Raw genomic sequence first — 22,305 nt, 5'->3', positions numbered from 1 at the left:
TGTCAGTTCTCCAGACCTAGAATTCGAGCGGCGTTGCCGTAGAGGAACTTCGGCCACACCTCGTCGGTGAAGGGCACGTTGGGAAGGTCGCTGAAGATGCGCTCCAGGGACAGGCCCATCGGGAAGTAGCCGGCATAGATCACCTTGTCCGCGCCACGGGAGTTGGCGTAGTCGAGGATGGCCTTGGGGTAGTACTTGGGCGCGAAGGCCGACGTCGAGTAGTAGAGGTTGGGCCACTTCAGCATCAGCTTGACCGCGAGGTCCTCCCACGGTTCGCAGCCGTGGCGGGTGACGAACACCAAATCGGGGAAGTCGAACATCACGATATCGATGCGCGAAACTTCCTGCGGTGCAAACGGAACCCGCGGTCCCGGTATCCCGGCGCAGACGAAGATCGGGATGCCGATTTCGACGCAGGCGGCATAGATCGGGTACATCTTCGGATCGTCGATGGGCACCTGCGGGAAGGCGCCGGCGGGGAAGACCGTCGTCGCCCGTATGCCGTACTGCTCGTAGTCGCGGCGGATCGCGGTCACCGACCCCATGACGTCGTTGGGGTCCGAGACCGAGCCGGACGGGATGAACCGGTCCGGGAACATCCTCAACGCCAGCTGGGCGGACTCGTCGCTGACGCTGACCATGGCCTTCTCGATACCGAACCGATCCATCTGCTGCAGCAGCAGGGACACCGGATCGTCGGTCGGCAGCCCCTTGGGCACGTCGGTGAACATGTACTCGACGGGGAACTCGAAGCCTTCCTTGGACTCGCGGTCCTTGGTCTGCTTGCGGATGAAGTCGTACTGGGCGAACCCCTCACGGGGGAATCCGATCATCGTGTCGATGACCGGCAGGCCGACCGGTCCGGCCATCGCGTCCTCCCGTCACAAGCGCGCGACGGTACCGCCGCTGCCGCACATCGTGAAACACGGTTCTACCGAGTGTCAAGCCGCTAGCTGGGACAAGTGTGTGACGACGGCGCAGATTCACGTAACATCACAGAAGGGCGTTCTTGCGTCCGTCCTGCGTCGGATCCGAAGCGGAGGTCGCACCGTCAACACCCCAGCCGCCGATCTGGTGCCGCACGCCGGACGCGTCATCCCGCTGTCGGATATGAGCAGCGGTCAGCTGGCGCGGCGGGCCAGGATCATCGAAGAAGTGGTCGGCCTGATCGGCGAGGTCGGCGCCGACGCGGTGCAGATGCGCGATGTGGCCCACCGTTCGGAAGTCGCACTGGCCACCCTCTACCGCTACTTCAGTTCGAAGGAGAACCTGCTCGCCGCCGCCCTCGAGGACTGGCAGAAGCGGCTGACCAGGCGGGTCCTGTCCGGTGGCCCGAGCGGCAGCGATCCGCTACCGGGGGTCCTGGACTATTTGCGCCGTGCCCAGCGCGCGTTCAATCGCAACCCCGAGATGACGGCGTTGATGCTGCAGATGATGACCTCGACCGACCCCGAGGTGAAGTCGACCATCGACCAGATGCAACGCACCAACGTCGAACTGCTCGACCGCCTGCTGGCTGGCGTCGCTCCAGCGGTGATTCCCAATGTCAGCTTCGGACTCAATGCCGCGCTGAGCGCCGCGCTGGCGGGGTTGCTCGCCGGCCGGCTCACGCTGGAGGAGTCGCTGAGCCACGTCGAGTGGGTCGCGCGGGTTCTGCTCGCGGCGGCACAGCCCGGCTAGGCTCGGCGGGCATGTCCCTGTCTGCTCAGTTGTGGTCCGAGAATGCCGATCTGGCCGCCGAGGTGCTGGCGCATCCCTTCGTACGCGGACTCGCCGACGGCAGCTTGCCCAAGGCATGCTTCGCCGGATACGTGGCACAGGACGCCTTCTTCCTGCAGGCCTTCGCGCGCGCCTACGCCGTGGCCCTGGCACGCAGCCCCGACACCCCGACCCTGCTCGCGCTGGCCGATCTGATCGCCGGGGTTCGGGAGGAGCTGGGACTGCACGCGTCCTACGCCGAGTCGTGGGGTATCGACATGGCAGTAGTGGAGCCGCTCGGGGCGACGTCGGCGTACACCGAATTCCTTCTTGCGACCGCGGCTACGCAGGAGCTCGGTGTCATTTTCGCGGCGATGATGCCCTGTATGCGGTCGTATGCGTGGCTCGGTCAGTCGCTCGACGCCGAAGCCGCGGGGCCGTACCGCCCGTGGGTGCAGACCTACGCCGCGCCGGAGTTCGAGGCTGTCGCACGGCTATTGGAGGGGCTGCTCGACAAACAGGCGGACTCCACCGAGGCGGTACGCACTGCCTATCGCCGAGCCATGGGGCTGGAATTGGCGTTCTTCGAATCAGCGTGGCACGCCCAGCATTGACCGGCGCTCTAGAAGTCGGCCGGGTCCGGCCGGATGATCGAGCGGGGGGCCAGGTCCAGACCGCGCACGTGCGTGGCGATCTCGCGCAACGGTGCCACCCAGACATCCGGGCAGGACACTACGTGTTCGACAAGTTCCTCGAGCGCGGCGGCACGAGAGGGCCGGCCAGACAGGAACGGGTGGTTCGTCAGGACGAAGCAACCACCGACCGCGCGTAAACCCTCGAACTCGAGCCGCCAGATCTCGGCGGCTTTGCGGGGGCTCTCGATCAGCCCGGTGCCCGACACCTCGGGGATGAAGCAGTACTGCTCCCAGTCGTCGAGGGCCCACTGCACCGGGATCTCGACCAGCCGGCCCCGGTCACCGGCGCGCAGCTCGTAGGGGTGGTCGGCGTCCATCAGGCTGGTGTCGTAGAGAAACCCGCGCTCGGCCAGCAGCGCCGGGGACTGCCAGTTGAGCTCCCACATCGGCGCCCGGAAGCCCACCGGTGCTTCGCCAGTGAGCGCAGCCAACGCCGCACTGCCCCGGTCCAGGATGGCAGCCTCCTGCTCGGGGGTCTTGCCGGTGAGCACCTCGTGCAGATAGCCGTGGTGGGCGACTTCGTGTCCGCCATCCACGATCGCGCGCACCACGTCGGGATAGCGGACCGCGGTGTAGCCGGGGACGAAGAACGTCGACCGAACGTCGTGGCGGGCCAGCATCGCCAGCAGTCGCGGTACCCCGACCAGCGGGCCGTAGGCCTGATGGGACATCACCGACATCCGGTCGGCGTGTGCCGCGTCGATGTTCAATATCGCAGATTCGGCGTCAACGTCGAAGGTGAAGCAGGCGGCGGCACGTTTGCCATCCGGCCAGGCCACCGGTGCGGCTGGTGTCACGGTCATGCCTTCCTCGCCAGCAGCGAAACGAGTTCATAGGCCAGGTTGGCCGCCGCGATCCCGGTGATCTCGGCATGGTCGTAGGCCGGTGACACTTCGACGATATCGGCACCGATGAGGGCGAGCCCGTCGAATCCCCTGACGATCTCCAACAATTCGCGACTCGTCATGCCGCCGGCTTCGGGCGTTCCGGTGCCGGGTGCATGCGCCGGATCCAGGACGTCGATGTCGATCGACACGTAGAGCGGACGGTCGCCGATGGTCTGGCGCAGCCCGTCGATGACGTCGTCGATGGAACGGCGCAGAAAGTCCCGGCAGTGCACAACATGAAAGCCCATGCCGGCGTCCTCGCTGAGATCATTCGGTGAGTACAGCGAGCCACGGATCCCGACGTGGGCGCTGTGCCCGGATACGAACAAGCCTTCTTCGGCCGCCCGGCGGAACGGCGTCCCGTGGGTGAGCGGTGCGTTGAAGTAGGTGTCCCAGGTGTCGAGGTGGGCGTCGAAGTGCACGAGAGCGACCGGACCGTGAATCCTGTTGACGGCCCGCAGGAGTGGGTAGGCGATGGTGTGATCACCGCCCAGGGTGACCAGCCGGGCGCCGTCGCGGATCAGTTCGTAGGCGCCCTGTTCGATCTGCTGCATCGCGGTGCTGATCTCGAACGGGTTGAACATCAGGTCGCCGGCGTCGACAACCTGCTGGTGGGCGAACGGCTCGACGTCCAGTGCCGGGTTGTAGGGCTTGAGCAGCCGGGATGACTGTCGGATGTGGCTGGGGCCGAATCGGGCACCCGGTCGGTAGGTCACCCCGGTGTCGAACGGTGCGCCGACGACGGCCACGTCATAGCGGGAGACATCCTCGATGCGCGGCAGGCGGGCGAACGTCGAATGGCCGGCGTAACGCGGTACCTGCAGGCCGTCGACGGGCCCGACCGGGACCTGGGGGTGGCTCATACTCGGCATCGGGTGGATCCTCCGTTGATCTGGATGGTTTGCCCGACAAAGGCGCCGGCCTGGGGCGAGGTCAAAAGTGCCACTGTGTCGGCGATTTCGCCGGGCCGGCCGATGCGGCCGACGGGGATGTCCTGGGCGTACCGCCGGTGCATCTCGGCGAGGCCGACACCGGCGTCGGCGGCATCCACCTCCAGTTGGGGTGTATCGATGACGCCCGGGGCCACCGCATTGACCACGATATTCTCGCGCGCCAGCTCACGTCCCAGGGACTTGGTCAAAGCGATCAGACCCGCCTTCGACGCTGCGTAGGCCGTCGCGCGCGGCCAGCCGGTGACGCCCCATTCCGAGGTGACGATGACGATACGGCCGCCGCCCAGGCGCCGCATCCCGGGCAGGACCGCCTGGATGGTGTGGAAGGTGCCACTGAGGTTGGTGTCGACCACCTTCCACCAGTCGGCCTCGTCGTGGTCGGTGAAGGCAGCCATCGACATGTACGCGGCGTTGCACACCAGGACCGCGATCGGTCCGTAGCGTTCCTCGACGGCGGTCACGGCCATCGACACCGCCGCGGGATCAGACATGTCGGCGGGCACCGCGAATCCGCCAACCGCGGCGACGACGTCGGTCATCTGCGGGCTCTCGCTGCGGCCGTTGACGCCCACGAGGTGGCCATCGGCGGCCAGCCGTTCGGCGACGGCACGGCCGATTCCCTGGGTGGCGCCGGTGACGAGGGCTACCCGACGTGCGCCCATCAGATCACCGCTCCGCAGTTGGGGGACAACACTTCTCCCACGCAGAAGCCAGGGCCGTCGAGCAGGAAATGAACCGCGTGGGCGACTTCCCCGGGTGTGCCCAACCGGCCGGCCGGAAGGGTGGCCAGGTAGGCGGGCTCGCGCCAGGGTGAATCGGGTGCCAGCATCGGCGTGTCGGTGGGGCCTGGCGCCACCGAGTTGACGCGTATGTCGTAGGGGGCGACCTCGGCGGCCAGGCTGCGCACGAAGCCGACGACGCAGCCCTTGGCGGCCGCATAGTGTGCGTCGCCGTCGCCACCGCCGATCGCCAGCTCCGAGGAGATCGCGACGATGGCTCCGCGGCGGCGCTCGATCATCTCCGGCAGCACCGCATGAACCGCGTTGCGCAACCCGCCCAGATGGACGCGCAGCATCGTCGTCCACGCCGCGGGGCTGATGTCCGCCACCGGGGTCATCTCGTAGAGTCCGGCCGCGTTGACCAAGGCCTCGATCGGACCGAGCTGCTCGCGGATGGCGCCGACCGCCCGGTGAACCTGCCCGGAATCGGACACGTCGACCGCGACGGCGGCAGCCAGATCCTGGGCGGGTTTGAGGTCTAGGCCCGCGACGATCCACCCGCGCTCGGCCAGCAGCGCGGCGACGGCGGCACCGATGCCCGATGCCGCCCCCGTCACCAACGCGACCCGTGTCATCAGAGCCCCGGCCCCGACTGGTACTGCAACCGGTCGGCCAGCGGTTCGGAGATCGTGCGGCGCAGGCTCAGATAGATTGCCCCACCGATGATCCCGAGTACGACGGTGGTGATCACCATGCTCCAGTTGATGTACCAGGGCTGACCCGGCTGCACGCGCGGCCAGGCGACGTTGACCGTCTCTGCCACGATCCAGACGGCGGCGAAATAGGTGACGGGCGCACCCCAGCGGCCCAGCGAGAACTCGCCTGGCGTCCACCGTCCGGTGATCCGCGACCAGGCGGCGCCCAGCACCGGAATGCCGAACGCGATGTAGAAGCCGATGACGGTGAAGTTGATCAGGATGTTGTAGAGGTCGGATCCGGCCAGCAACACCAGCAGGGCGGCCACCACCGCGGTCAGTCCGATCGCGTTGATCGGCATACGTTCTGGTCCGGCGAGCTTGCTGAACAGGCCTGAGGCCGGCAGCCCGTGGTCACGCGCGGTGCCCCAGATGCACCGCGACACCGCGGCCTGGACAGCCAGGAAGCTGGAGATGAAGCCGATAACGAACATGATCAGCAGCGGTTTGGCGATGCCGGCGCCCAGGTGCGTGGTCAACGTGTCGGACACCGGGTCCCCGGATTGGCCGGCCAGTACCTCGTCGAGGTTGGGGATCGCCAGAATCAGTGCGGCACTGGAGAACATCACGATCAACGCGACGCCAACCAGGCTACCGATGATGGCCTTGGGAACATTGCGGGCGGGGTTCTCGACCTCCTCGGCGATCGAGCCGGCCGCCTCGAATCCGACGAAGGCCCAGCCGGTGTAGGCCACGGCCAGCAGCATCGGGCCGGCGGCCCACCCGCTGGTGCCGGGCAGTCCGTCCAGCAGGGTGGAGAACGGGTTCTCCCGGTAGAACAGCAGCAGGACGGCACCCAGGCCCACCGAGCCGACGATCTCGCAGGTGATGCTGGCGATCACCATGACCTTGAGGATCTGGCGTCCGATCATGTTGGTGGCGGTGCCGATCACGATGATCGCGATGGCGAGCAGAGCCGTCGTCCACCGGCCCGCTTCGGCGACCCCGAACACCTCGAGCAGGAATCCGGCCGCGGCGTAGGCCAGCGTGGCCAGCGCGATGGTCAACCCCCACATGTAGGCCCAGGCCGCGGCCCACCCGGAGGTGGTCCCGCGCACGTGTCGCGCCCACTGGTAGACGCTGCCGGCGAAGGGCCATCGCGAGGACAGTTCGCCGAACACCGCCGCCACGGCCAGCTGGCCCACGAGCACGATGGGGAAGGCCCAGAAGAACTGCGGTCCGGCGGTGAACAGTCCCAGGGCGAAGATGGCGTACATCGCGACGATCGGGGAGACGTCGGCGAAGGCCAGGGAGAACGCCGAGCGCAGGCTGAAGCCGCGGTGCAGCCGTTGGACCTCGTCCTGCAGATGGTCGAGTCGGGGGTCGTCACCACCAGGCGATGGCAGAACTGGCTGCATGCGGACTCCTCAGCTTGTCGTTGAGGGATGACTATCCTGCGGTACCCCCGGCCCGTGAATACTCATCTAGTATGAAATCTGATCGGCTTACTAGCCTGTAGTACATCTCGGAGCGTCGCCTGTGGGCCCCACCGTTTTGGATCTCGTCGAGATGCCGCACCTGCGGCTGAAGCTCCGTGCCGGCGGCAAGGGGGTGGACCGGCAGGTCACCTGGGCGCAGGCCTCCGATCTGGACACCCCGTGGGAGTGGATGACCGGCGGCGAGTTGCTGATGAAGAACGGCCGCACCCTGCCGCCGGACGCCGACGGACAACTCGCGTTATTGCGTGGACTGGCCGAGCATGGCACCGCGGGACTGATCCTGGGGATGGACCCCGACACCCCGGAGTTGCTTGCGGTGGCCACCGACGCTGCCGACGAGCTGGGCTTGCCGATCGTGATCGCCCCGTTCTCGGTGGGCTTCGCCGCGATCGGACGCGCGGTCGCCGAAGCCAACCTCTCCGACGAAGGTCGCCGCCTGGCGATGACCGAGCGGGTCTACACGCTGATCCAGCGGTCGGTGCTGCGGTCCGGGCGAGGCGGGATCCTGGACCAGTTGTCCCGGGAATTGCGCTGCCGGCTGGTTCTTCTCGATGCCGATACCGGGCTGCCGGTGCTCGATGGGAGCGGCGCACCACCGGAAGGCCTGCGGCGCGCGGTCGTGGGCCTGATTGCCGAACGTGGTGGGGTGCTGCCGGGTGTGCTTCATCTGGATGCCGAAGGTATGCGGGCGCAGATCGTGGAAGTTCCCGACGAGGATCCCACCGTGTTGGTGACCTATGATTTCCGCGCTGCTCCACCGGATCTGGTCCTGCTCCAGCATGTCGCCACTGCCGCCGCAGTGTTGTTGGTACAGCAGGACATCCGTCGTGAGCATCGCCGCCGACTCGGTGCCGAGACACTGGCCAACCTGCTCGATCTGCGGCTCGGTGAGCATGAGCTGTCCCGGCAGCTCCACGAGGCGGGCCTGCCGCCGGAGCGGGCGGTGCTGGTCGCCGTGCACGGCGGAAGTTCGACCGGTGAACGGCATCTGCACCTGAGCCTGGACCGCCACCGCATCCCGAACCTGCTGCTGCGCCGCGCCGGTCTGCTGTATGCGCTGGTGCCGTCTGCTCCACCGTCGATCGCTGTTCTGCAGCGCCGGCTGGGTCCGGAGGCGTTGATCGGGATCAGCGATCCACTGGTGTCGGCGAGCCGGGCACCAGCCGCGGTACGTGAGGCGAATTGGGCTGTGCGAGATGCCCAGAACGCCGCCGATCATGTCAGCCGCTACGCCGACGCGACGTTGCTGTCGGTGCTGCGCGATGCCGACGAAGCCCAGCTGGTGGTGGATCGCGTGCTCGGTGAGTTGCTTGCCTACGATGCGGCGCACGGCACCGATCTGACCGACACGCTGGATACGTTTCTGCGCCTGGACAAGTCGTGGAAGTCGACCGCCGACGCGGTCGGTGTCCATCGCCAGACGGTCGCCTACCGGTTGCGCCGGATCGAGGAGATCACCGGCCGCAACCTGGCGACCACCGCGCACACCGCCGAACTGTGGCTGGCGCTGCGCGCGCGCGATCTGGTGACGGCGCCGCGCGGGTAGCCCCCGTGTCAGCGGTCTGCGGTGATGAGACGTCCGCGTGAGACCAGAGACCCAGCCTGTTTGAGCCGGGTGGTCCGGACCCTGACGTCGTAACTCTCGATGTGATCGACGGCGCCCAGCCGTTCGGTGACGTAGCGGTAGAGCTGATCGACGTCAGGAACGATCACGACGGCCATGAGATTGTTGCGCCCGCTGACGGCCACCACCGACGCGATTTCGGCGTGGCCGACCAGCTGTTGGCCGACTCGCTGGACATGGCGCGGCGCCGTCGTGAGCAACACCACGGCGTGGACGGGAAAGCCGAGCTTCTCCGGCAGCACGTCGACGTCGTAGGTCAAGGTGGCCGACGATTCCAATGTCGTGATGCGCCGCGTCACCCGAGCCGGGGACCACCCGGTGAGCTTGGCCAGTTGTGCGTGGGCAACACGGCCGTCTTCGGCGAGGGCGTCCAAGAGCAGCCGGTCATCGTCGCGAGGAGGGACGGGGTCACCCACTGCCGCGGGCGTCGCGGCCTGCAGCGCGGCCACCTGGTGGGCGTCGAGCGCATGGCCGTAACCCGTCCACACCGTGTCGGCGGGATCACCGAAGACGTGCAGGACCAGTTCGACGTCCACTGCCAGAACCGAGGACGTCCGTGGCAGGCGGTGCAGAAGTCCGTCGCCGCTGGCGTTGAGCGGGGCTCGCGCGACGCACATCAGCTCCGTCCACCCCGACAGCACGTTCGCATGTGTGACCTCAGGCCGGCGAGCCAAGGCGTCGGCCACCCGCGGCAGGTCGTCGGGTTTGGTGTGAACGCGCAGGATCCATTGGCTTTCGCCGTACACCCGCGGATTGACCAACCCCACCACGCGCAGCGCGCCGTCACGGCGCATCTTGCGGTACCGGCGGGCGACAGTCTGCTCGGGCACGCCGATGACCTCGCCGACCCGGCGAAACGGCACCCGCGGGGACAGCTGGAGCGCGTGCAAAATCTGGCCGTCTAGCGGCGACATCATGATGAAAACAGTACGTGCAGGCGCACATATATGCCTGGTTATGCACATCTGCCGGGAGAGAGTGGGCATTTCGGTATGCCTGGGTCGACGCTGGAGTCGGGACCACGGAGGAGGAACGTCAATGTTGCTGTCGGGTAATACCGTTCTGGTGACCGGCGGAGGCAGCGGAATCGGCCGGGGCTTGGCCGTGGCGCTGCACGGCGCCGGTAACCGGGTGATCGTCGCGGGACGGCGACCGGCGCCGTTACGCGCGGTCGCCGATTCCCACCCTGGGATCGAGTGCCTACTACTCGATGTCTGCGACCCGGCCTCTATGCGCCACCTCGTCGACCGTGTCGACCACGACTTCCCGGATCTCAACATTGTGATCAACAACGCCGCAGCCATGGCGATAGAAGACGCGATGACACCCGACCCGGTGACAGCCGCCACGATCGTTTCGACCAACCTTCTGGGCCCGATCACACTGACATCGCTACTGATGCCAAGGCTGTTGGGTCGGCAACGTGGTGCGATCATCAATGTCACCTCTGCGCTGGCCTTCGTGCCGCTGGCCGCCGCCCCGACCTACTGTGCGACCAAGGCCGGTTTGCACTCCTACACCGAGTCTCTGCGACACCAGTTGCGGAAGAGCCAGATTCAGGTGATCGAGATCGCTCCACCACGGGTGCGGACGGACATGACGGGCCCTGCCGACGAAAGGGCCATCGACGTCGACGAGTTCGTCGAGCAGGTGATGTCGGCACTCAGGTCCCGACCAGAGGACACCGAAATCATCGTGGATGCCTCCCGCAAGCTGCGCTACGCCGAGCGCATTGGGACGTACGCCGAGCAGTTCGCAGTGATCAATCAACGCTATGAGACAACGGAACTGGAGGAATTGTCATGAAGATCGGCATCGGTTTGCCCAACCACATCGCGGGAGTGCCTGGAGCCGTGATCGCGCCATGGGCGCGGCGCGCCGAGGAACGGGGATTCGATTCCGTCACCACGATCGATAGGGCGATCTATCCGAGCCTGGACTCCATCGTCGCTCTGACGGTGGCCGCGGGCGCCACCAGCGACTTGGGCCTGGTTACCAATGTGCTTCTGGCACCGCTATATCCGGCTGTCTTGCTGGCCAAGCAGCTGAGCGGGCTGGCGGCCTGCGCGGGCGACCGGATCACCATCGGCATCGGAGTAGGGTCACGCCCCGACGACTACGCGGCAGTCGGGCTGGACTTCGGCAAGCGTGGCCGTGTCCTCGACGAACAACTCACCGTCATGCGCCGCGCCTGGAGCGGCGATCCGATGCTGTGCCCGGCGCCCGTGCAGATTCCACTTCTCTTCGGCGGGCGCTCACAAGCCACGATTCGGCGCGCGACCACCATCGGCGACGGGTGGGTGGCCGGCGCGCTGCGAGACTTCCCGACACAGTCGGTATTCGCCGACCGCGTTCGGGCAGGTTGGCAGGCAGCCGGGCGATCCGGAAGTCCCCAGATTCATGCGTCGGTCAACTTCGCGCTCGGCTCTGATGCCGTCGTGCAATCCGGTCGCGACCACCTCGCCCGCTATTACGGATTCAAACCGGACTACGCGAAACTCAACGTTGACGACATGGTGTGCTTCGCCGAGGATGCCCGCGCCGCGGTCCGGGCCTATCGTGATCTCGGCTTTGACCGACTGCTCTTCCACCCCGCTGTCTTCTCGATCGACCAGGTCGACCTACTGGCCGATGCTGTTCTGTAAACCGTGCCCGCAGTTCGGGAGAGTCGTGGCGGCCTGAGCGCAATTCATCACCGCGCGCCGTCACGCGAGTCGATTGTGCTGCTGTCGGCGGAAGGAAACTGTTCCTCGCCTCTTTCAACGTATAGCGCACTGGGGGGCTTGCGGCAAGACCCCCGTCGTATCGCAAAATCGCTGGCCGAGGCGGAAACTCGCCAAACCTGGGGGTATGCGGATGCGTCAATTACACGACACGGGCGACCATGCGGTGCTGATCGCGGGGGGAGGGCCGACGGGACTGATGCTCGCCGGTGAGCTGGCGCTGGCCGGGGTCGACGCCGCCATCGTCGAGCGCCGGGCCAGTCAGGACGTGCTCGGCCAACGGGCCGGTGGTCTGCATTCCCGGACCATCGAGGTACTCGATCAGCGCGGGATTGCTGACCGCTTCCTGGCCGCCGGGCAGGCGATGCAAGTCGCCGGCTTTGCCCAGATCCGGCTAGACATCAGCGATTTCCCCACCCCGCATCCCTACGGTTTGGCGCTGTGGCAGAACGAGATCGAACGCATCCTGGCCGAATGGGTCACCGAGTTGGCGGTGCCGATCCATCGCGGGACGGAGGTCACCGGCTTCGTCCAGGACCACGCGGGCGTCGACGTCGAACTAGCCGGCCGCCGGTCGATACGCGCGCAATACCTCGTCGGATGCGACGGTGGACGCAGCCGGGTCCGCAAGACGGCGGGCATCGACTTCCCCGGATGGGACCCGACAACGAGCTACCTGCTCGCTCAGGTCGAGGTCGACGACGAGCCGCAGTGGGGCATTCGGCGCGACGCTATCGGCATCCACGGCTTCAGTCGGGATAGGGACGACGAGCCGGTGCGGGTCATGGTGACCGAGCGGCGGCTCACCGCCGGAGCCGGCGAACCGCAGTTGCGGGACCTGAGCGAGGCGCTGCGCGTGGTGTACGGCACCGACTTCGGAATCCACAGTCCCAGGTCGATCGCCCGATTCACCGACGTGGCCCGGCAGGCGCGGAGCTATCGCAATGGGCGCGTCCTGCTGGCCGGCGACGCCGCGCACATCCACCACCCGGCAGGCGGGCAGGGACTCAACACCGGCGTGCAGGACGCGGTGAACCTGGGCTGGAAGCTGGCCCAGGTGATCGAGGGGGTATCGCCCGACAGCCTGCTGGACACCTACCACGACGAACGCCACCCGGTCGCTGCGCGCGTCCTGCGGACCACGATGGCGCAGGTCGCACTGCTGCGCACCGACGACCGGACGACGGAGCTGCACGGCGTCGTAGCAGAGCTGCTCGGCATGGACGAGCCACGTAAACGATTGGCGGCCAGAATGTCCGGCCTCGACATCCGCTACGACCTGGGTGACGGGCACCCCCTGCTGGGCCGGCGCATCCCCGATCTCGTCCTGGACACCACCGACGGTCCGATCCGCGTCTTCGACCTGCTGCACCAGGCCCGACCGGTGCTCCTCACCCTCGGCGAGCCGGGTGACCTCGACATCGCCGGTTGGGATGGTCGAATTCGCCTGGTACAAGCGGGCTTTGACGGAAGTTGGGAATTGCCCGTGCTCGGGACTGTGGACGCCCCGAGTGCAGTGCTGATCCGGCCGGACGGCCACGTCGCCTGGGTGGGCGTCGACGGATCCGACCTGGGGCTCGGCGACGCGCTCACCACCTGGTTCGGGTCGCCTGCCGGGCCGGCGTAACAGCCGGCGGCGGTCGAAACGATCTACCTGGTGACAACCTGGGAGGAACGCCATCGTGATTCACCGTGTGGGAACGGCCGTGCTCGCCGCAGGTATCGGCTTGGCCGGGCTGGCCACCGGGACTGCCGCCGCCGAAGCCGGGTGCGCAGACTTCCACTGGATCGGCGCGGCCGGATCCGGCCAGCGTGACGGCGCGGGCCTGACCGCCGACGGCGGCATGGGGTCGGTGGTCTACCAGTCCTACCAGCAGTTGAAGGCCCAACTCAGCGCCGACGGTAAGACCGTGGACGCCGAGGCCGTGCAATATCCCGCGGCACCGGTGCCCTTGGAGGGCGGGCTGGGCGGCTGGCTGGACTTCCTCGGCAGCGTCGGTGACGGCACCGATGCGACCGCCGAGCAGTACACGGCGTTCACCCAGCGCTGCCCCGACAGCAAGGTGATCCTGGCCGGCTACTCCCAAGGTGCGATGGTGGTCCATCGCAACCTGTACACCCTCGCCGACGATCCCCACCTGGCCGCCGCGCTGCTGATCGCCGACGGCGACCGGCTGCCCGTGGACACCACGATCAAGCTGGGATCGACCGCGGTCCGGCAGGGCCTCGGCGAAGGCGTCGCCCAGGAGCATTCCTTCCTGGCCTCGACCAACACCTCGCCGCTGCCACCGGAGGTCGGGGCGCGCACGATCAGTGTCTGCGATGTGGGTGATCCGGTCTGTGACTACGACCCCGACACCGGCAAGATCTCGGCGGCGTCCATTGCCATCCACACCGCCTATGCACCCGCCTCGGCCGGCCTGCACGGCTGGGGCGCGCCGCTGTACAACCTGGTGACGAGCGCCAGTCCGGCACCGTCGGTCGAACTGGCGGCGCCCGGCACCGCCTGACTCGCGCCGGGGCCGCACGGCACGGGATGAGTCTGCGCCGCTCCATCCGTTCTCGCCGTCAGGGAGCTGTTCAGCACCTGAGAGCCGTGAGAGCAAGGAGACTCGTCATGAAGATCGTCGTCATCGGTGGCACCGGCCTGGTGGGGTCGAAACTGGTACACGCCCTGCGCACGCGCGGCCATGAAGCCGTCGCCGCCGCACCCTCGACCGGGGTGAACACCATTACCGGCGAGGGCCTGCCGGAGGTCCTCGCCGGTGCCTCGGCCGTCGTCGACGTCTCGAACTCGCCGGCGCTGGACGACACGGCGATGGATTTCTTCCGCACGGCGACGACCAACCTGCTGAGCGCCGAGAAGGACGCCGGCGTCGGCCACCACATCGCACTGTCGGTGGTCGGCACCGATCGGCTGGCACCGCAGAGCGGATACTTCCAGGCCAAGCTGGTGCAGGAGACGATGATCAGCGAAGGCCCGATCCCATTCTCGATCGTGCACGCGACCCAGTTCTTCGAATTCCTCGCCACCCTGGCTGACTCCGCAACCGTCGGCGACACGGTGGTGCTGCCGCCGGCGCACTTCCAGCCGATGGCGGCCGCCGACGTCGCCGAAGGTGTCGCCATCGCCGCGCTGGCGGACCCGGTGAATGGGATCGCCGAAATCGGCGGGCCCGAGATGGTTGCCCTGCCGAGCCTGATCAGGACCGCGCTGACCGCCCGGGGGGACCGCCGCGCGGTCGTCGCAGATCCCACCGCCCAGTACTGGGGCATCGACATCGATGACCGGACCCTAGTACCCGGGCCCGGCGCAACCCTGTTCGACACCCGCTTCGAGGACTGGGTGCTCGAAGCGGCCGCGACCTCGTAGAGACCCGACCGGGGAGGTCTCCGACGCCCGGCGTCCTGATCGCCCTGCTGGGCCGGGCACTCGCTACGATCGACACGGAAAACCGATGAAGTCCGCTGGGGGCAGACACGGTGGTGCCGATTCCGAGCGAGCGCTGGGGTGTGCAGTTGCGTGGCCGTGCAACGGAACGCCGGGCGTTCGACGAGCTGATCGCCACCGTTCGATCGGGTGGCTCCCAGGTGTTGGTGGTGCGCGGTGAGGCCGGGGTCGGCAAGACCGCACTGCTGGGCCAGCTGGTCAAGCAGGCGTCCGGCTTCCGCACTCTGCATGTGGCCGGAGTGCAATCGGACATGGAGCTTGCCTTCGCCGGATTGCAGCAGCTGTGTGCCCCGCTCATGGACCACCTCGACGACCTGCCCGAACCGCAGCGCGACGCGCTCACGGTCGCCTTCGGCCGGGGCACGGGCGACGTGCCGGATCGGTTCCTGGTCGGATTGGCCGTCCTGAGCGTGATGGCCGCCGCCGCGCAGCGTGACCCGCTGCTGTGCATCGTCGACGACGCCCAATGGCTCGATCAGGTCTCGGTGCAGACCCTCGGCTTCGTAGGTCGCCGGTTGCTCGCAGAACCGATTGGGCTGGTGTTCGCCGTCCGCGACGCCGGTACCGAGGTGCTGGCCGGGTTGCCCGAACTCGTGATCGGCGGACTGTCCGACACCGACGCGCGCGAGCTGCTCGAGTCGGTGCTGCCCGGCGGTATCGACCCACCGGTGCGCGACCGTATCGTGGCCGAGACGCGCGGCAATCCCCTTGCGCTGCTGGAAGTTCCGCGCAACGTCTCGGCGACCGAACTGGCCGGCGGGTTCTGGCTGTCGGGCGCGTCGTCCGCACCCGGCGAGATCGAGCAGAGCTATGTGCGGCGCATCCAATCGCTTCCCGAACCGACCCGGCGACTGCTGCTGGTCGCGGCCGCGGAGCCGGTCGGCGACGCGGCGCTGTTCCTGCGCGCCGCCGCACAGCTGGGCATCCCGGTCGATGCCCTGGCGCCGGCCGAAGCTGCCGGAGTGATCGAGTTCGGGCCGCGGATGCGCTTTCGGCATCCGCTGCTGCGGTCGGCGGCCTACCGTGCCGCCGATCTCTCCGACCGGCGAATGATCCACCGCGCGTTGGCTGATGCCACCGATCCGCAGGCCGACCCCGACCGGCGGGCCTGGCACGCCGCCAACGCCGCCGCCGGGCCGGACGACGCGGTAGCCGCCGAACTGGCGGGCTCGGCTGCCCGCGCCCAGCGCCGCGGCGGTGTGGCGGCGGCGGCGGTGTTCCTGGAGCGCGCCACCGCACTGACCGCCGACCCCGAGCTCCGTGGCGCCAGGGCGGTGGCGGCCGCGCAGGCCAAACGGGACGCGGCCGCCCCTGCTGCGGCGCGGGAGTTGTTGGCGCTGGCCGAACTCGGACCGCTCTCCGAACTGCAGCAGGCACACGTGGCACGGCTGCGGGCCCAGATGGACTTCGTCCGCAGCCGCGCCGGTGACACCGGGGCGCCTCCGGTGCGCGACACGGCGCAATCGCTGCTCGACGCCGCCAGGCGGCTGGAGGGCCTGGACGACGACGCGGCGCGGGAGAGCTACCTCGAGGCGCTGGCGGCGCTGATGTATGCCGGGCGACTGGGCGAACCGGAAGCGTTCACCCGGACGGCCCAGGCGGCCCTGTCGGCTCTCGGCGGGCCGGCCGACCTGACCCGCTCGGTCGACTTCCTGCTCAAGGGCATTGCCGAGCGGATCACCCACGGCGTCAGCGCCGGCTCGGGCGCGCTGAGGACCGGGCTGGACCACATGTGTCGCCAAGCCGTCGGTGACGACCGGCAGGTGCTGCGCTGGATGGTGCCGGCCTTCCCGATCCTGCAGGAATCAGCCGCCCACGAGCTGTGGGACGAGCAGGTGGTGGGCCAGCTCGCCAGCGCTGCGGTCCAACAGGCCCGGGCGGCCGGTGCGCTGGCCAGCCTTCCGCGGGCCCTGGTCTACCAGGCCGGCGTTCGTCTGTTGGAGGGCGAATTCCGCACCGCCGCAACACTTATCGAGGAAGCAGAATCGATCACAGCGGCGACCACCTACCACGGGGCCGTTAAGTACCATGCGCTGATGCTGACGGCATGGCGGGGCGACGAGGCGGCGGCCCTGCCGATGATCCAGGCTGCCGCCAACGACGGAACAGCCAGGGGTGAAGGTCGGCTTCTTGGGCTGACGGGCTATGCCACCGCGGTGCTCTATAACGGGCTGGGCCGTTACGGCGAGGCGCTGGTGGCGGCCGAGTCCGTCTGTGAATACGAGGATTTCGGATTCCACGGCTGGTCGCTCTACGAACTGGTCGAGGCCGCGGCCCGTAGCGGCAAGCAGGACCGGGCGAGCGGGGCCCTGCAGCGACTGGCCGAACGTGCCGGAGCCAGCGGAACGGACTGGGGGCTGGGGGCGCTGGCCAGTGCCCAGGCCCTGCTGGCCGATGACGCGGCCGCCGACGCGCAGTTCACCGAAGCCATCGAACGGCTTGCGCGCACCACCGTCGTCGTGCACCGCGCCCGCGCCCATCTGGTCTACGGTGAGTGGCTGCGACGGGTCCTGCGGCGTCTCGACGCCCGCAAGCACCTGGCCGAGGCACACGCGATGTTCACCAGGATGGGGGCCCAGGCGTTCGCCGAGCGCGCCCGCCGCGAGCTGGTGGCCAACGGCGAGAAAGTGCTGGTCCAGCGGTCGAATTCGGGTGTCGAGCTGACGGCCCAGGAGGCCCAGATCGCGCGGTTCGCCGGGGAAGGCTTGACGAATCAGGAGATTGGGGCCCAGCTGTTCATCAGCTCGCACACCGTCGAATGGCATCTGCGCAAGGTGTTCGCCAAGCTCGGTATCACCTCGCGCAGGCAGTTGCGGTCGATGTCCTGGGACGGTTAGGTGCCGGGCGCGGCGGTGCGGAATCTGTCCCGATAGGCCCGCGGCGACAGCCCGAGGTGGCTGACGAAGACCCGTCGCAACGTCTCCGGGCTGCCGAATCCCGCCAGTCGGGCGCTTTCGGCGATGCTGTGCCCGACTTCGAGTGCCGCCCGCGCTACATCGACGCGCACCATCTCGACGTAGCGCGCCGGCGTGGTGCCCAACTCCGACTGGAACAGCCGAGTGAGCTGGCGGGTGCTCAAGGAGGCTTGGGCGGCAAGGTGTTTCACACTGTGATTCGCGGCCGGGTCAGCGGCGATCGCGTCGGTGACCGGGCGCAGCGCGGATGTCGGCGGTGGGTCGGCCTCGACCAGCACCGAGAACTGGGACTGCCCACCGGACCGCTTCAGGTAGACCACCAAGGACCGCGCGACGTCACGGACCAGCGCACCGCCGTAGTCCATTTCGACAAGGGCCAGGGCCAGGTCGATGCCCGATGACACTCCCGCCGAGGTGAACACGTTGCCGTCACGGACGAAGATCGCGTCGGGCTCGACGCGCACGTCGGGGAAGGCGCGGGCCAGCAGTCGGCCGTGGCGCCAGTGGGTGGTGGCCCGGCGTCCCTCGAGCAGGCCGGCCTGGGCGAGGATGAACGATCCGGTGCAGACCGAGGCCAGCCGGCGGGTCCGGTCTGGCACCGATTTCAGCGCCTCTACGAGGGCGGGGTCGATCGGGCGGCCCACCAGCACGTCGCCGCCGGCCACCACGACGGTGTCAGCGGCATCGATAGCCGAAATGGTTTGGGTGACGGCGAATCGGGTGCCGATCGTGGTGATCACGTCGCGTCCGTCCACCGAGGCGATCTCCAGCCGGTAGTCGGCCCCGAACCGGTTCGCCTCGGCGAACACCTCGGCCGGGCCCACCGCGTCCAGCAGCTTGACCCCGTCGAAGACGACGATCACCACCAGCCGGGGACTGCCACTGTCCGCCATGTACCCATTGTGTCGCTTTCTGTGGGAAAGGTGGCGCACCGGCCAGCTGCCCGCCGCAGCTCGACGGCGCAGGGTGGCACTAGCAGTCACCAACCCGAGGAGCCGACATGACCACCAAGCTGGGCGAAGCCATCGCCGGGATCGAGATCCCCGACACCCCACTGACCCGCGACGTCACCGCGTTCATCCGCGACGCCGAGGACGACCTGCTCTTCCACCACTCCCGTCGGGTGTTCCTGTTCGGGGCGCTGCAAGGCCGGCGTCTCGGGCTTCGGCCCGATCTGGAATTGCTCTACGTGGGCGCCATGTTCCACGACCTCGGGCTCACCGAGGCCTACCGGAATTCTTCGGCGCTGCGCTTCGAAGTCGACGGGGCGAACGCGGCGCGCGACTTCCTGGTGCAGCGCGGCGTCGATGCGGCTGCCGCGCGCAAGGTGTGGCTCGGTATCGCCCTGCACACCACCCCCGGCGTGCCCGAGTTCCTCGACCCCGAAACCGCGCTGGTGACCGCCGGCGTGGAGACCGACGTGCTGGGCATCGGCCGCGACGACCTCGATTCCGACGCGATTGCGGCGGTCGTTGCGGCCCATCCGCGTCCCGATTTCAAGAACCGGATCCTGCACGCGTTCGTCGAGGGCGTCAGGGGCCGGCCGGCCACCACCCAGGGCACCATGAACGCCGACCTGCTCGACCATTTTGACAGCAGCTTTGTCCGTGCGGATTTCGTCGAGTGCATCCTGGGTAACAGCTGGTCGGAATAGCCGGCCCGGGGCCACGGACCCCGGACTACGGGTTCTCAAGGGTTCGCTTCACCTCGGCGGTCGTCAGGCTGATGTCGACAGCCAGGCACCGCCCAGAGGAGATCCGACCATGACCGTCACGCCCGCAACCCGCGTATCCGGTGAGGATGCCGCCACGCGGTTCGCCCGAGACGCCGAACCCCTGCTCGATGCCCTGTTGCGCCGGGCCCGTGGGCTCACCCGGACCTCCGCCGACGCCGAAGACCTGCTGCAGGACACCCTGTTGCACGCGTTCATCGGCTTCCACACCTTCCAGGACGGCACCGACTTTCGGGCCTGGCTGCACCGGATCCTGCACAACCGGTGGGTGAGCACCTATCGGTCCAAGCAGCGCAGGCCCGTCGAGGTACTCGTCGACGACGCGACCGGGGGTGACCTGGCCGGCGGAGTGGCCCGGACCTCCGGCGCAGCTCGCTCGGCCGAGGCCGAGGCGCTCAACGGTTGGCCCGATCACGACATCAGGTCGGCCATGGCGACTCTCCCGGAAGGGTTCCGGACCGCCCTGTTCTACACCGAGGTGCAGGGCCATACCTTCACCGAAGCCGCCGCGATCCTGAACGTTCCCCGTGGAACCGTGATGTCGCGGGTGTCGCGGGGCCGGCAGCGGCTGCGCGCCGCACTTGCCGACACCGTGCACGCGCCGATCGCCCAGATCGCATGAGCGGCGTGGACGCCATGGAACTGGCCGGCCGCAGCGCACTCGTCACCGGCGGTACCGCCGGCATCGGCCTGGCGTGCGCCCGGCTGCTCGCCGGGGCCGGCGCATCGGTGATCGTCACCGGACGGGATCGGCACCGAGGCGAGCGGGCCCTCGAGCGGATCGGTGGTGGCGCGCGGTTCATCCGGGCGGACCTGTCCGACGCGGATTCGGTGAGATTGCTCGTGGACCAGGCCGGCGACGTGGACATCCTGGTCAACAACGCCGCCAGCTTCCCCGGAGCGCTGACCGTCGAGCAGGATCTGCCGGGTTTCGAGAAGACCTTCGACACCAACGTCCGCGGCACCTACTTCCTGACCGCGGGCCTGGTCCGCGGAATGCTGGATCGTGGGCGCGGGAGCATCGTCAACATCACCTCGATGGTCGCCGTCAAGGGCGTCGCCGGTGCGTCCACCTACGGTGCGTCCAAGGCCGCGGTCGAATCGCTCACCCGCGCATGGGCTGCCGAGTTCGGATCTCGCGGAGTGCGGGTCAACAGCGTGGCCCCCGGGCCCACCAGAACCGAAGGCGTCCAGGCGGAATGGGGGCGCCACCAACGACGAACTCGGGCGCGCGCTGCCGCTCGGGCGCACCGCCGAACCCGAGGAGATCGCCGAAGCGGTGCTCTTCCTGGCCTCACCGCGATCGAGTTTCATCACCGGCTCGACACTGCACGCCGACGGCGGCGGCAGTGCCGTCTGACAGGAGAGGATCATGACGAAAACCTATGACGCCCAATGGGAGAACGCACTGACCGTTGTCCAGGAAGTGCACCCGCCGTTCATCCCCGACGGGGCTGAGGTGATGACGGTCGTCATCGAGTACCCGCCCGGCAGCGCCGGGGCCCCGCCGCATCGCCATCCGAGCGGTCCTGCTTTCGGCTACATGCTGGACGGGGAGATGCTGTTCGAGCTGGAAGGCGAGCCGCCCCGCGTCATCCGCGCGGGCGAGGCCTTCTGGGAGCCCGGCGGTGACGTCATCCACTACTCAGACGCCAACAACCGCGACGACATCCCCAGCCGGTTCGTCGTCACCATGGTCTGTGTCCCCGACCGGCCGATGCTCGAACTCGTCGACGACGACGAACTGGCCGCCCGCGCTCACCGGCGCGTGCCGGCCGACCCCACTCCCGGAAGGAACTGAACTGGCGATGTCACGAATACTGCTTCAGACCACCATCCCCGCCCACCCCGACGACTGGGACATCACCCGGTTCCGTCTGGTGGCCGCCGAACTACGCGCCGCAGGCCACGACGTCGTCGCCCGTAATCGCACCGCACGCGGCCAGGACGACCCAGTCCTGCGCCACCTCGACGAGCTGCCTTTCGACCAAATGTGGTTGATGGCCGTCGACACCGGAGACGGCCTGACCGAGGCCGAGGCCGACGCGATCCTGCGGTTCCGCCGCCGCGGCGGCGGTGTGCTCACCGCCCGCGATCACCAGGATCTCGGGTGCTGCCTGGCCCGGCTCGGATCGCTGGGCGTGGTCAACGTCTTCCAGGACACCAGCGTCGACCAGAGCCACCTGTGCGACGACCGGGACACCCCGACGATCGCGTGGCCGAACTACCATTCCGGCGCCAACGGCGATTATCAGCCGGTACTCGTCGACGCGCCCGGACACGAACTGCTGCGCACCGCGACGACGGCCAGCGGGCGCATCGAGTGGTTCCCGGCCCACCCGCACGAAGGAGCGGTCTCGGCGAGCATCGCCTGCGCCACCGTGCTGGCGAAAGGACGCAGCACGGCCACCGGCCGGCGCTTCAACCTCGCCGTGGTGCTCGACGGCGAACGCGACGCCGACGGCGCCCCGATGGGCCGGGCACTGGCCGAGTCGACGTTCCATCATTTCGCCGACTACAACTGGGATTTGGATTGCGGAGCCCCGTCATTCGTCAGCGAGCAGCCGGGCACCCAGATCAAAGCCGACCCGGCTCGGCTAGCGGCCTTCAAGGACTACGTCCGCAACATCGCGCAGTGGTTGGATCCGGGCGCCCGCACCGCCCACGACGAGGCCGGCAGCGGGAGGCCCGCCGTGCTGGCCTAATCTGGAGGC

General features: G+C 68.3%; 21 protein-coding genes and 1 pseudogene. 14 read left to right on the top strand and 8 right to left on the bottom strand.

The window, feature by feature from the left end:
- Nucleotides 1-2: 2 nt before the first annotated feature.
- Entirely contained in the window at nucleotides 3-869 is an 867-nt protein-coding gene (locus ADBZ9K_RS22535) for an amidohydrolase family protein (RefSeq protein WP_526624468.1), read from the bottom strand.
- 241 nt (nucleotides 870-1,110) lie between these two features.
- Between ADBZ9K_RS22535 and ADBZ9K_RS22530 the strand changes: the two genes are divergently transcribed.
- Together ADBZ9K_RS22530 and ADBZ9K_RS22525 are read left to right on the top strand one after the other, a co-directional pair.
- The gene (locus tag ADBZ9K_RS22530) at nucleotides 1,111-1,680 is read left to right on the top strand and encodes a TetR family transcriptional regulator (protein ID WP_526624466.1); all 570 of its coding nucleotides are present in this window, start codon (nucleotides 1,111-1,113) and stop codon (nucleotides 1,678-1,680) included.
- A gap of 11 nt (nucleotides 1,681-1,691) precedes the next feature.
- Nucleotides 1,692-2,312, top strand: coding sequence for a TenA family protein (locus ADBZ9K_RS22525; protein ID WP_526624464.1), 621 nt, complete (start codon nucleotides 1,692-1,694; stop codon nucleotides 2,310-2,312).
- 8 nt (nucleotides 2,313-2,320) lie between these two features.
- Here the strand turns inward: ADBZ9K_RS22525 and ADBZ9K_RS22520 are convergent, their stop codons facing one another.
- The 5 genes from ADBZ9K_RS22520 to ADBZ9K_RS22500 are packed head-to-tail and all read right to left on the bottom strand — an operon-like array spanning nucleotide 2,321 to nucleotide 7,065.
- The gene (locus ADBZ9K_RS22520) at nucleotides 2,321-3,196 is read right to left on the bottom strand and encodes a polysaccharide deacetylase family protein (protein ID WP_526624462.1); all 876 of its coding nucleotides are present in this window, start codon (nucleotides 3,194-3,196) and stop codon (nucleotides 2,321-2,323) included.
- Complete coding sequence (gene speB, locus ADBZ9K_RS22515; RefSeq protein ID WP_526624460.1) at nucleotides 3,193-4,152, bottom strand: agmatinase; 960 nt, start codon at nucleotides 4,150-4,152, stop codon at nucleotides 3,193-3,195. The genes ADBZ9K_RS22520 and speB overlap by 4 nt, the downstream gene beginning before the upstream one ends.
- Nucleotides 4,140-4,895 carry an SDR family NAD(P)-dependent oxidoreductase gene (locus ADBZ9K_RS22510; protein ID WP_526624458.1) on the bottom strand — a complete coding sequence of 252 codons (756 nt, stop codon included), beginning with the start codon at nucleotides 4,893-4,895 and terminating at the stop codon, nucleotides 4,140-4,142. The genes speB and ADBZ9K_RS22510 overlap by 13 nt, the downstream gene beginning before the upstream one ends.
- Nucleotides 4,895-5,587, bottom strand: a complete 693-nt coding sequence (locus ADBZ9K_RS22505) for an SDR family NAD(P)-dependent oxidoreductase (protein WP_526624456.1) — start codon at nucleotides 5,585-5,587, stop codon at nucleotides 4,895-4,897. Before ADBZ9K_RS22505 ends, ADBZ9K_RS22510 begins: the two co-directional genes overlap by 1 nt.
- A complete protein-coding gene (locus tag ADBZ9K_RS22500; RefSeq protein WP_526624454.1) occupies nucleotides 5,587-7,065 on the bottom strand; it encodes an amino acid permease in 1,479 nt (492 codons plus the stop codon). Before ADBZ9K_RS22500 ends, ADBZ9K_RS22505 begins: the two co-directional genes overlap by 1 nt.
- 121 nt (nucleotides 7,066-7,186) lie before the next feature.
- On the opposite strand from ADBZ9K_RS22500, the gene ADBZ9K_RS22495 reads away from it, so the two are divergent.
- Nucleotides 7,187-8,692 (top strand): PucR family transcriptional regulator, encoded by a 1,506-nt coding sequence (locus tag ADBZ9K_RS22495; protein ID WP_526624452.1) that lies wholly within the window; start codon nucleotides 7,187-7,189, stop codon nucleotides 8,690-8,692.
- 8 nt (nucleotides 8,693-8,700) lie between these two features.
- Here ADBZ9K_RS22495 and ADBZ9K_RS22490 read toward each other — a convergent pair whose 3' ends face one another.
- Entirely contained in the window at nucleotides 8,701-9,687 is a 987-nt protein-coding gene (locus ADBZ9K_RS22490; protein WP_526624450.1) for an Lrp/AsnC family transcriptional regulator, read from the bottom strand.
- A 121-nt stretch (nucleotides 9,688-9,808) separates the two neighbouring features.
- Between ADBZ9K_RS22490 and ADBZ9K_RS22485 the strand changes: the two genes are divergently transcribed.
- From ADBZ9K_RS22485 to ADBZ9K_RS22460, 6 genes are all read left to right on the top strand, one after another.
- Complete coding sequence (locus ADBZ9K_RS22485; protein ID WP_526624448.1) at nucleotides 9,809-10,576, top strand: SDR family oxidoreductase; 768 nt, start codon at nucleotides 9,809-9,811, stop codon at nucleotides 10,574-10,576.
- Nucleotides 10,573-11,415 carry an LLM class flavin-dependent oxidoreductase gene (locus ADBZ9K_RS22480; RefSeq protein WP_526624447.1) on the top strand — a complete coding sequence of 281 codons (843 nt, stop codon included), beginning with the start codon at nucleotides 10,573-10,575 and terminating at the stop codon, nucleotides 11,413-11,415. The genes ADBZ9K_RS22485 and ADBZ9K_RS22480 overlap by 4 nt, the downstream gene beginning before the upstream one ends.
- Nucleotides 11,416-11,626: 211 nt before the next feature.
- Nucleotides 11,627-13,120, top strand: a complete 1,494-nt coding sequence (locus ADBZ9K_RS22475; protein WP_526624445.1) for an FAD-dependent oxidoreductase — start codon at nucleotides 11,627-11,629, stop codon at nucleotides 13,118-13,120.
- A gap of 55 nt (nucleotides 13,121-13,175) precedes the next feature.
- Nucleotides 13,176-14,003: a cutinase family protein gene (locus tag ADBZ9K_RS22470; protein WP_526624443.1), complete on the top strand. Its 828-nt coding sequence runs from the start codon at nucleotides 13,176-13,178 to the stop codon at nucleotides 14,001-14,003.
- Nucleotides 14,004-14,110: 107 nt separating this feature from the next.
- Nucleotides 14,111-14,866, top strand: coding sequence for an SDR family oxidoreductase (locus ADBZ9K_RS22465; protein WP_526624441.1), 756 nt, complete (start codon nucleotides 14,111-14,113; stop codon nucleotides 14,864-14,866).
- 119 nt (nucleotides 14,867-14,985) lie between these two features.
- Nucleotides 14,986-17,781 carry a helix-turn-helix transcriptional regulator gene (locus ADBZ9K_RS22460; RefSeq protein ID WP_526625586.1) on the top strand — a complete coding sequence of 932 codons (2,796 nt, stop codon included), beginning with the start codon at nucleotides 14,986-14,988 and terminating at the stop codon, nucleotides 17,779-17,781.
- Here ADBZ9K_RS22460 and ADBZ9K_RS22455 read toward each other — a convergent pair.
- Nucleotides 17,778-18,752, bottom strand: a complete 975-nt coding sequence (locus ADBZ9K_RS22455; RefSeq protein ID WP_526624440.1) for a GlxA family transcriptional regulator — start codon at nucleotides 18,750-18,752, stop codon at nucleotides 17,778-17,780. The two genes, ADBZ9K_RS22460 and ADBZ9K_RS22455, sit on opposite strands and share 4 nt — an antisense overlap.
- Nucleotides 18,753-18,859: 107 nt before the next feature.
- On the opposite strand from ADBZ9K_RS22455, the gene ADBZ9K_RS22450 reads away from it, so the two are divergent.
- From ADBZ9K_RS22450 to ADBZ9K_RS22430, 5 genes and pseudogenes are all read left to right on the top strand, one after another.
- Entirely contained in the window at nucleotides 18,860-19,513 is a 654-nt protein-coding gene (locus ADBZ9K_RS22450) for an HD domain-containing protein (protein WP_526624438.1), read from the top strand.
- 109 nt (nucleotides 19,514-19,622) lie between these two features.
- Complete coding sequence (locus ADBZ9K_RS22445; protein ID WP_526624436.1) at nucleotides 19,623-20,213, top strand: RNA polymerase sigma factor; 591 nt, start codon at nucleotides 19,623-19,625, stop codon at nucleotides 20,211-20,213.
- 14 nt (nucleotides 20,214-20,227) lie between these two features.
- Nucleotides 20,228-20,951: pseudogene (locus ADBZ9K_RS22440) on the top strand (SDR family NAD(P)-dependent oxidoreductase).
- A 12-nt stretch (nucleotides 20,952-20,963) separates the two neighbouring features.
- A complete protein-coding gene (locus ADBZ9K_RS22435; RefSeq protein WP_526624434.1) occupies nucleotides 20,964-21,392 on the top strand; it encodes a cupin domain-containing protein in 429 nt (142 codons plus the stop codon).
- Nucleotides 21,393-21,399: 7 nt separating this feature from the next.
- On the top strand, nucleotides 21,400-22,296 hold the full coding sequence (locus tag ADBZ9K_RS22430; protein WP_526624433.1) for a hypothetical protein: 897 nt from the start codon (nucleotides 21,400-21,402) through the stop codon (nucleotides 22,294-22,296).
- The last annotated feature ends 9 nt before the right edge of the window (nucleotides 22,297-22,305 follow it).

The sequence above is a fragment of the Mycobacterium sp. genome (assembly GCF_965229265.1).
Taxonomy (GTDB): Bacteria; Actinomycetota; Actinomycetes; order Mycobacteriales; family Mycobacteriaceae; genus Mycobacterium.
This window is presented reverse-complemented; position numbering and strand designations above follow the sequence as displayed.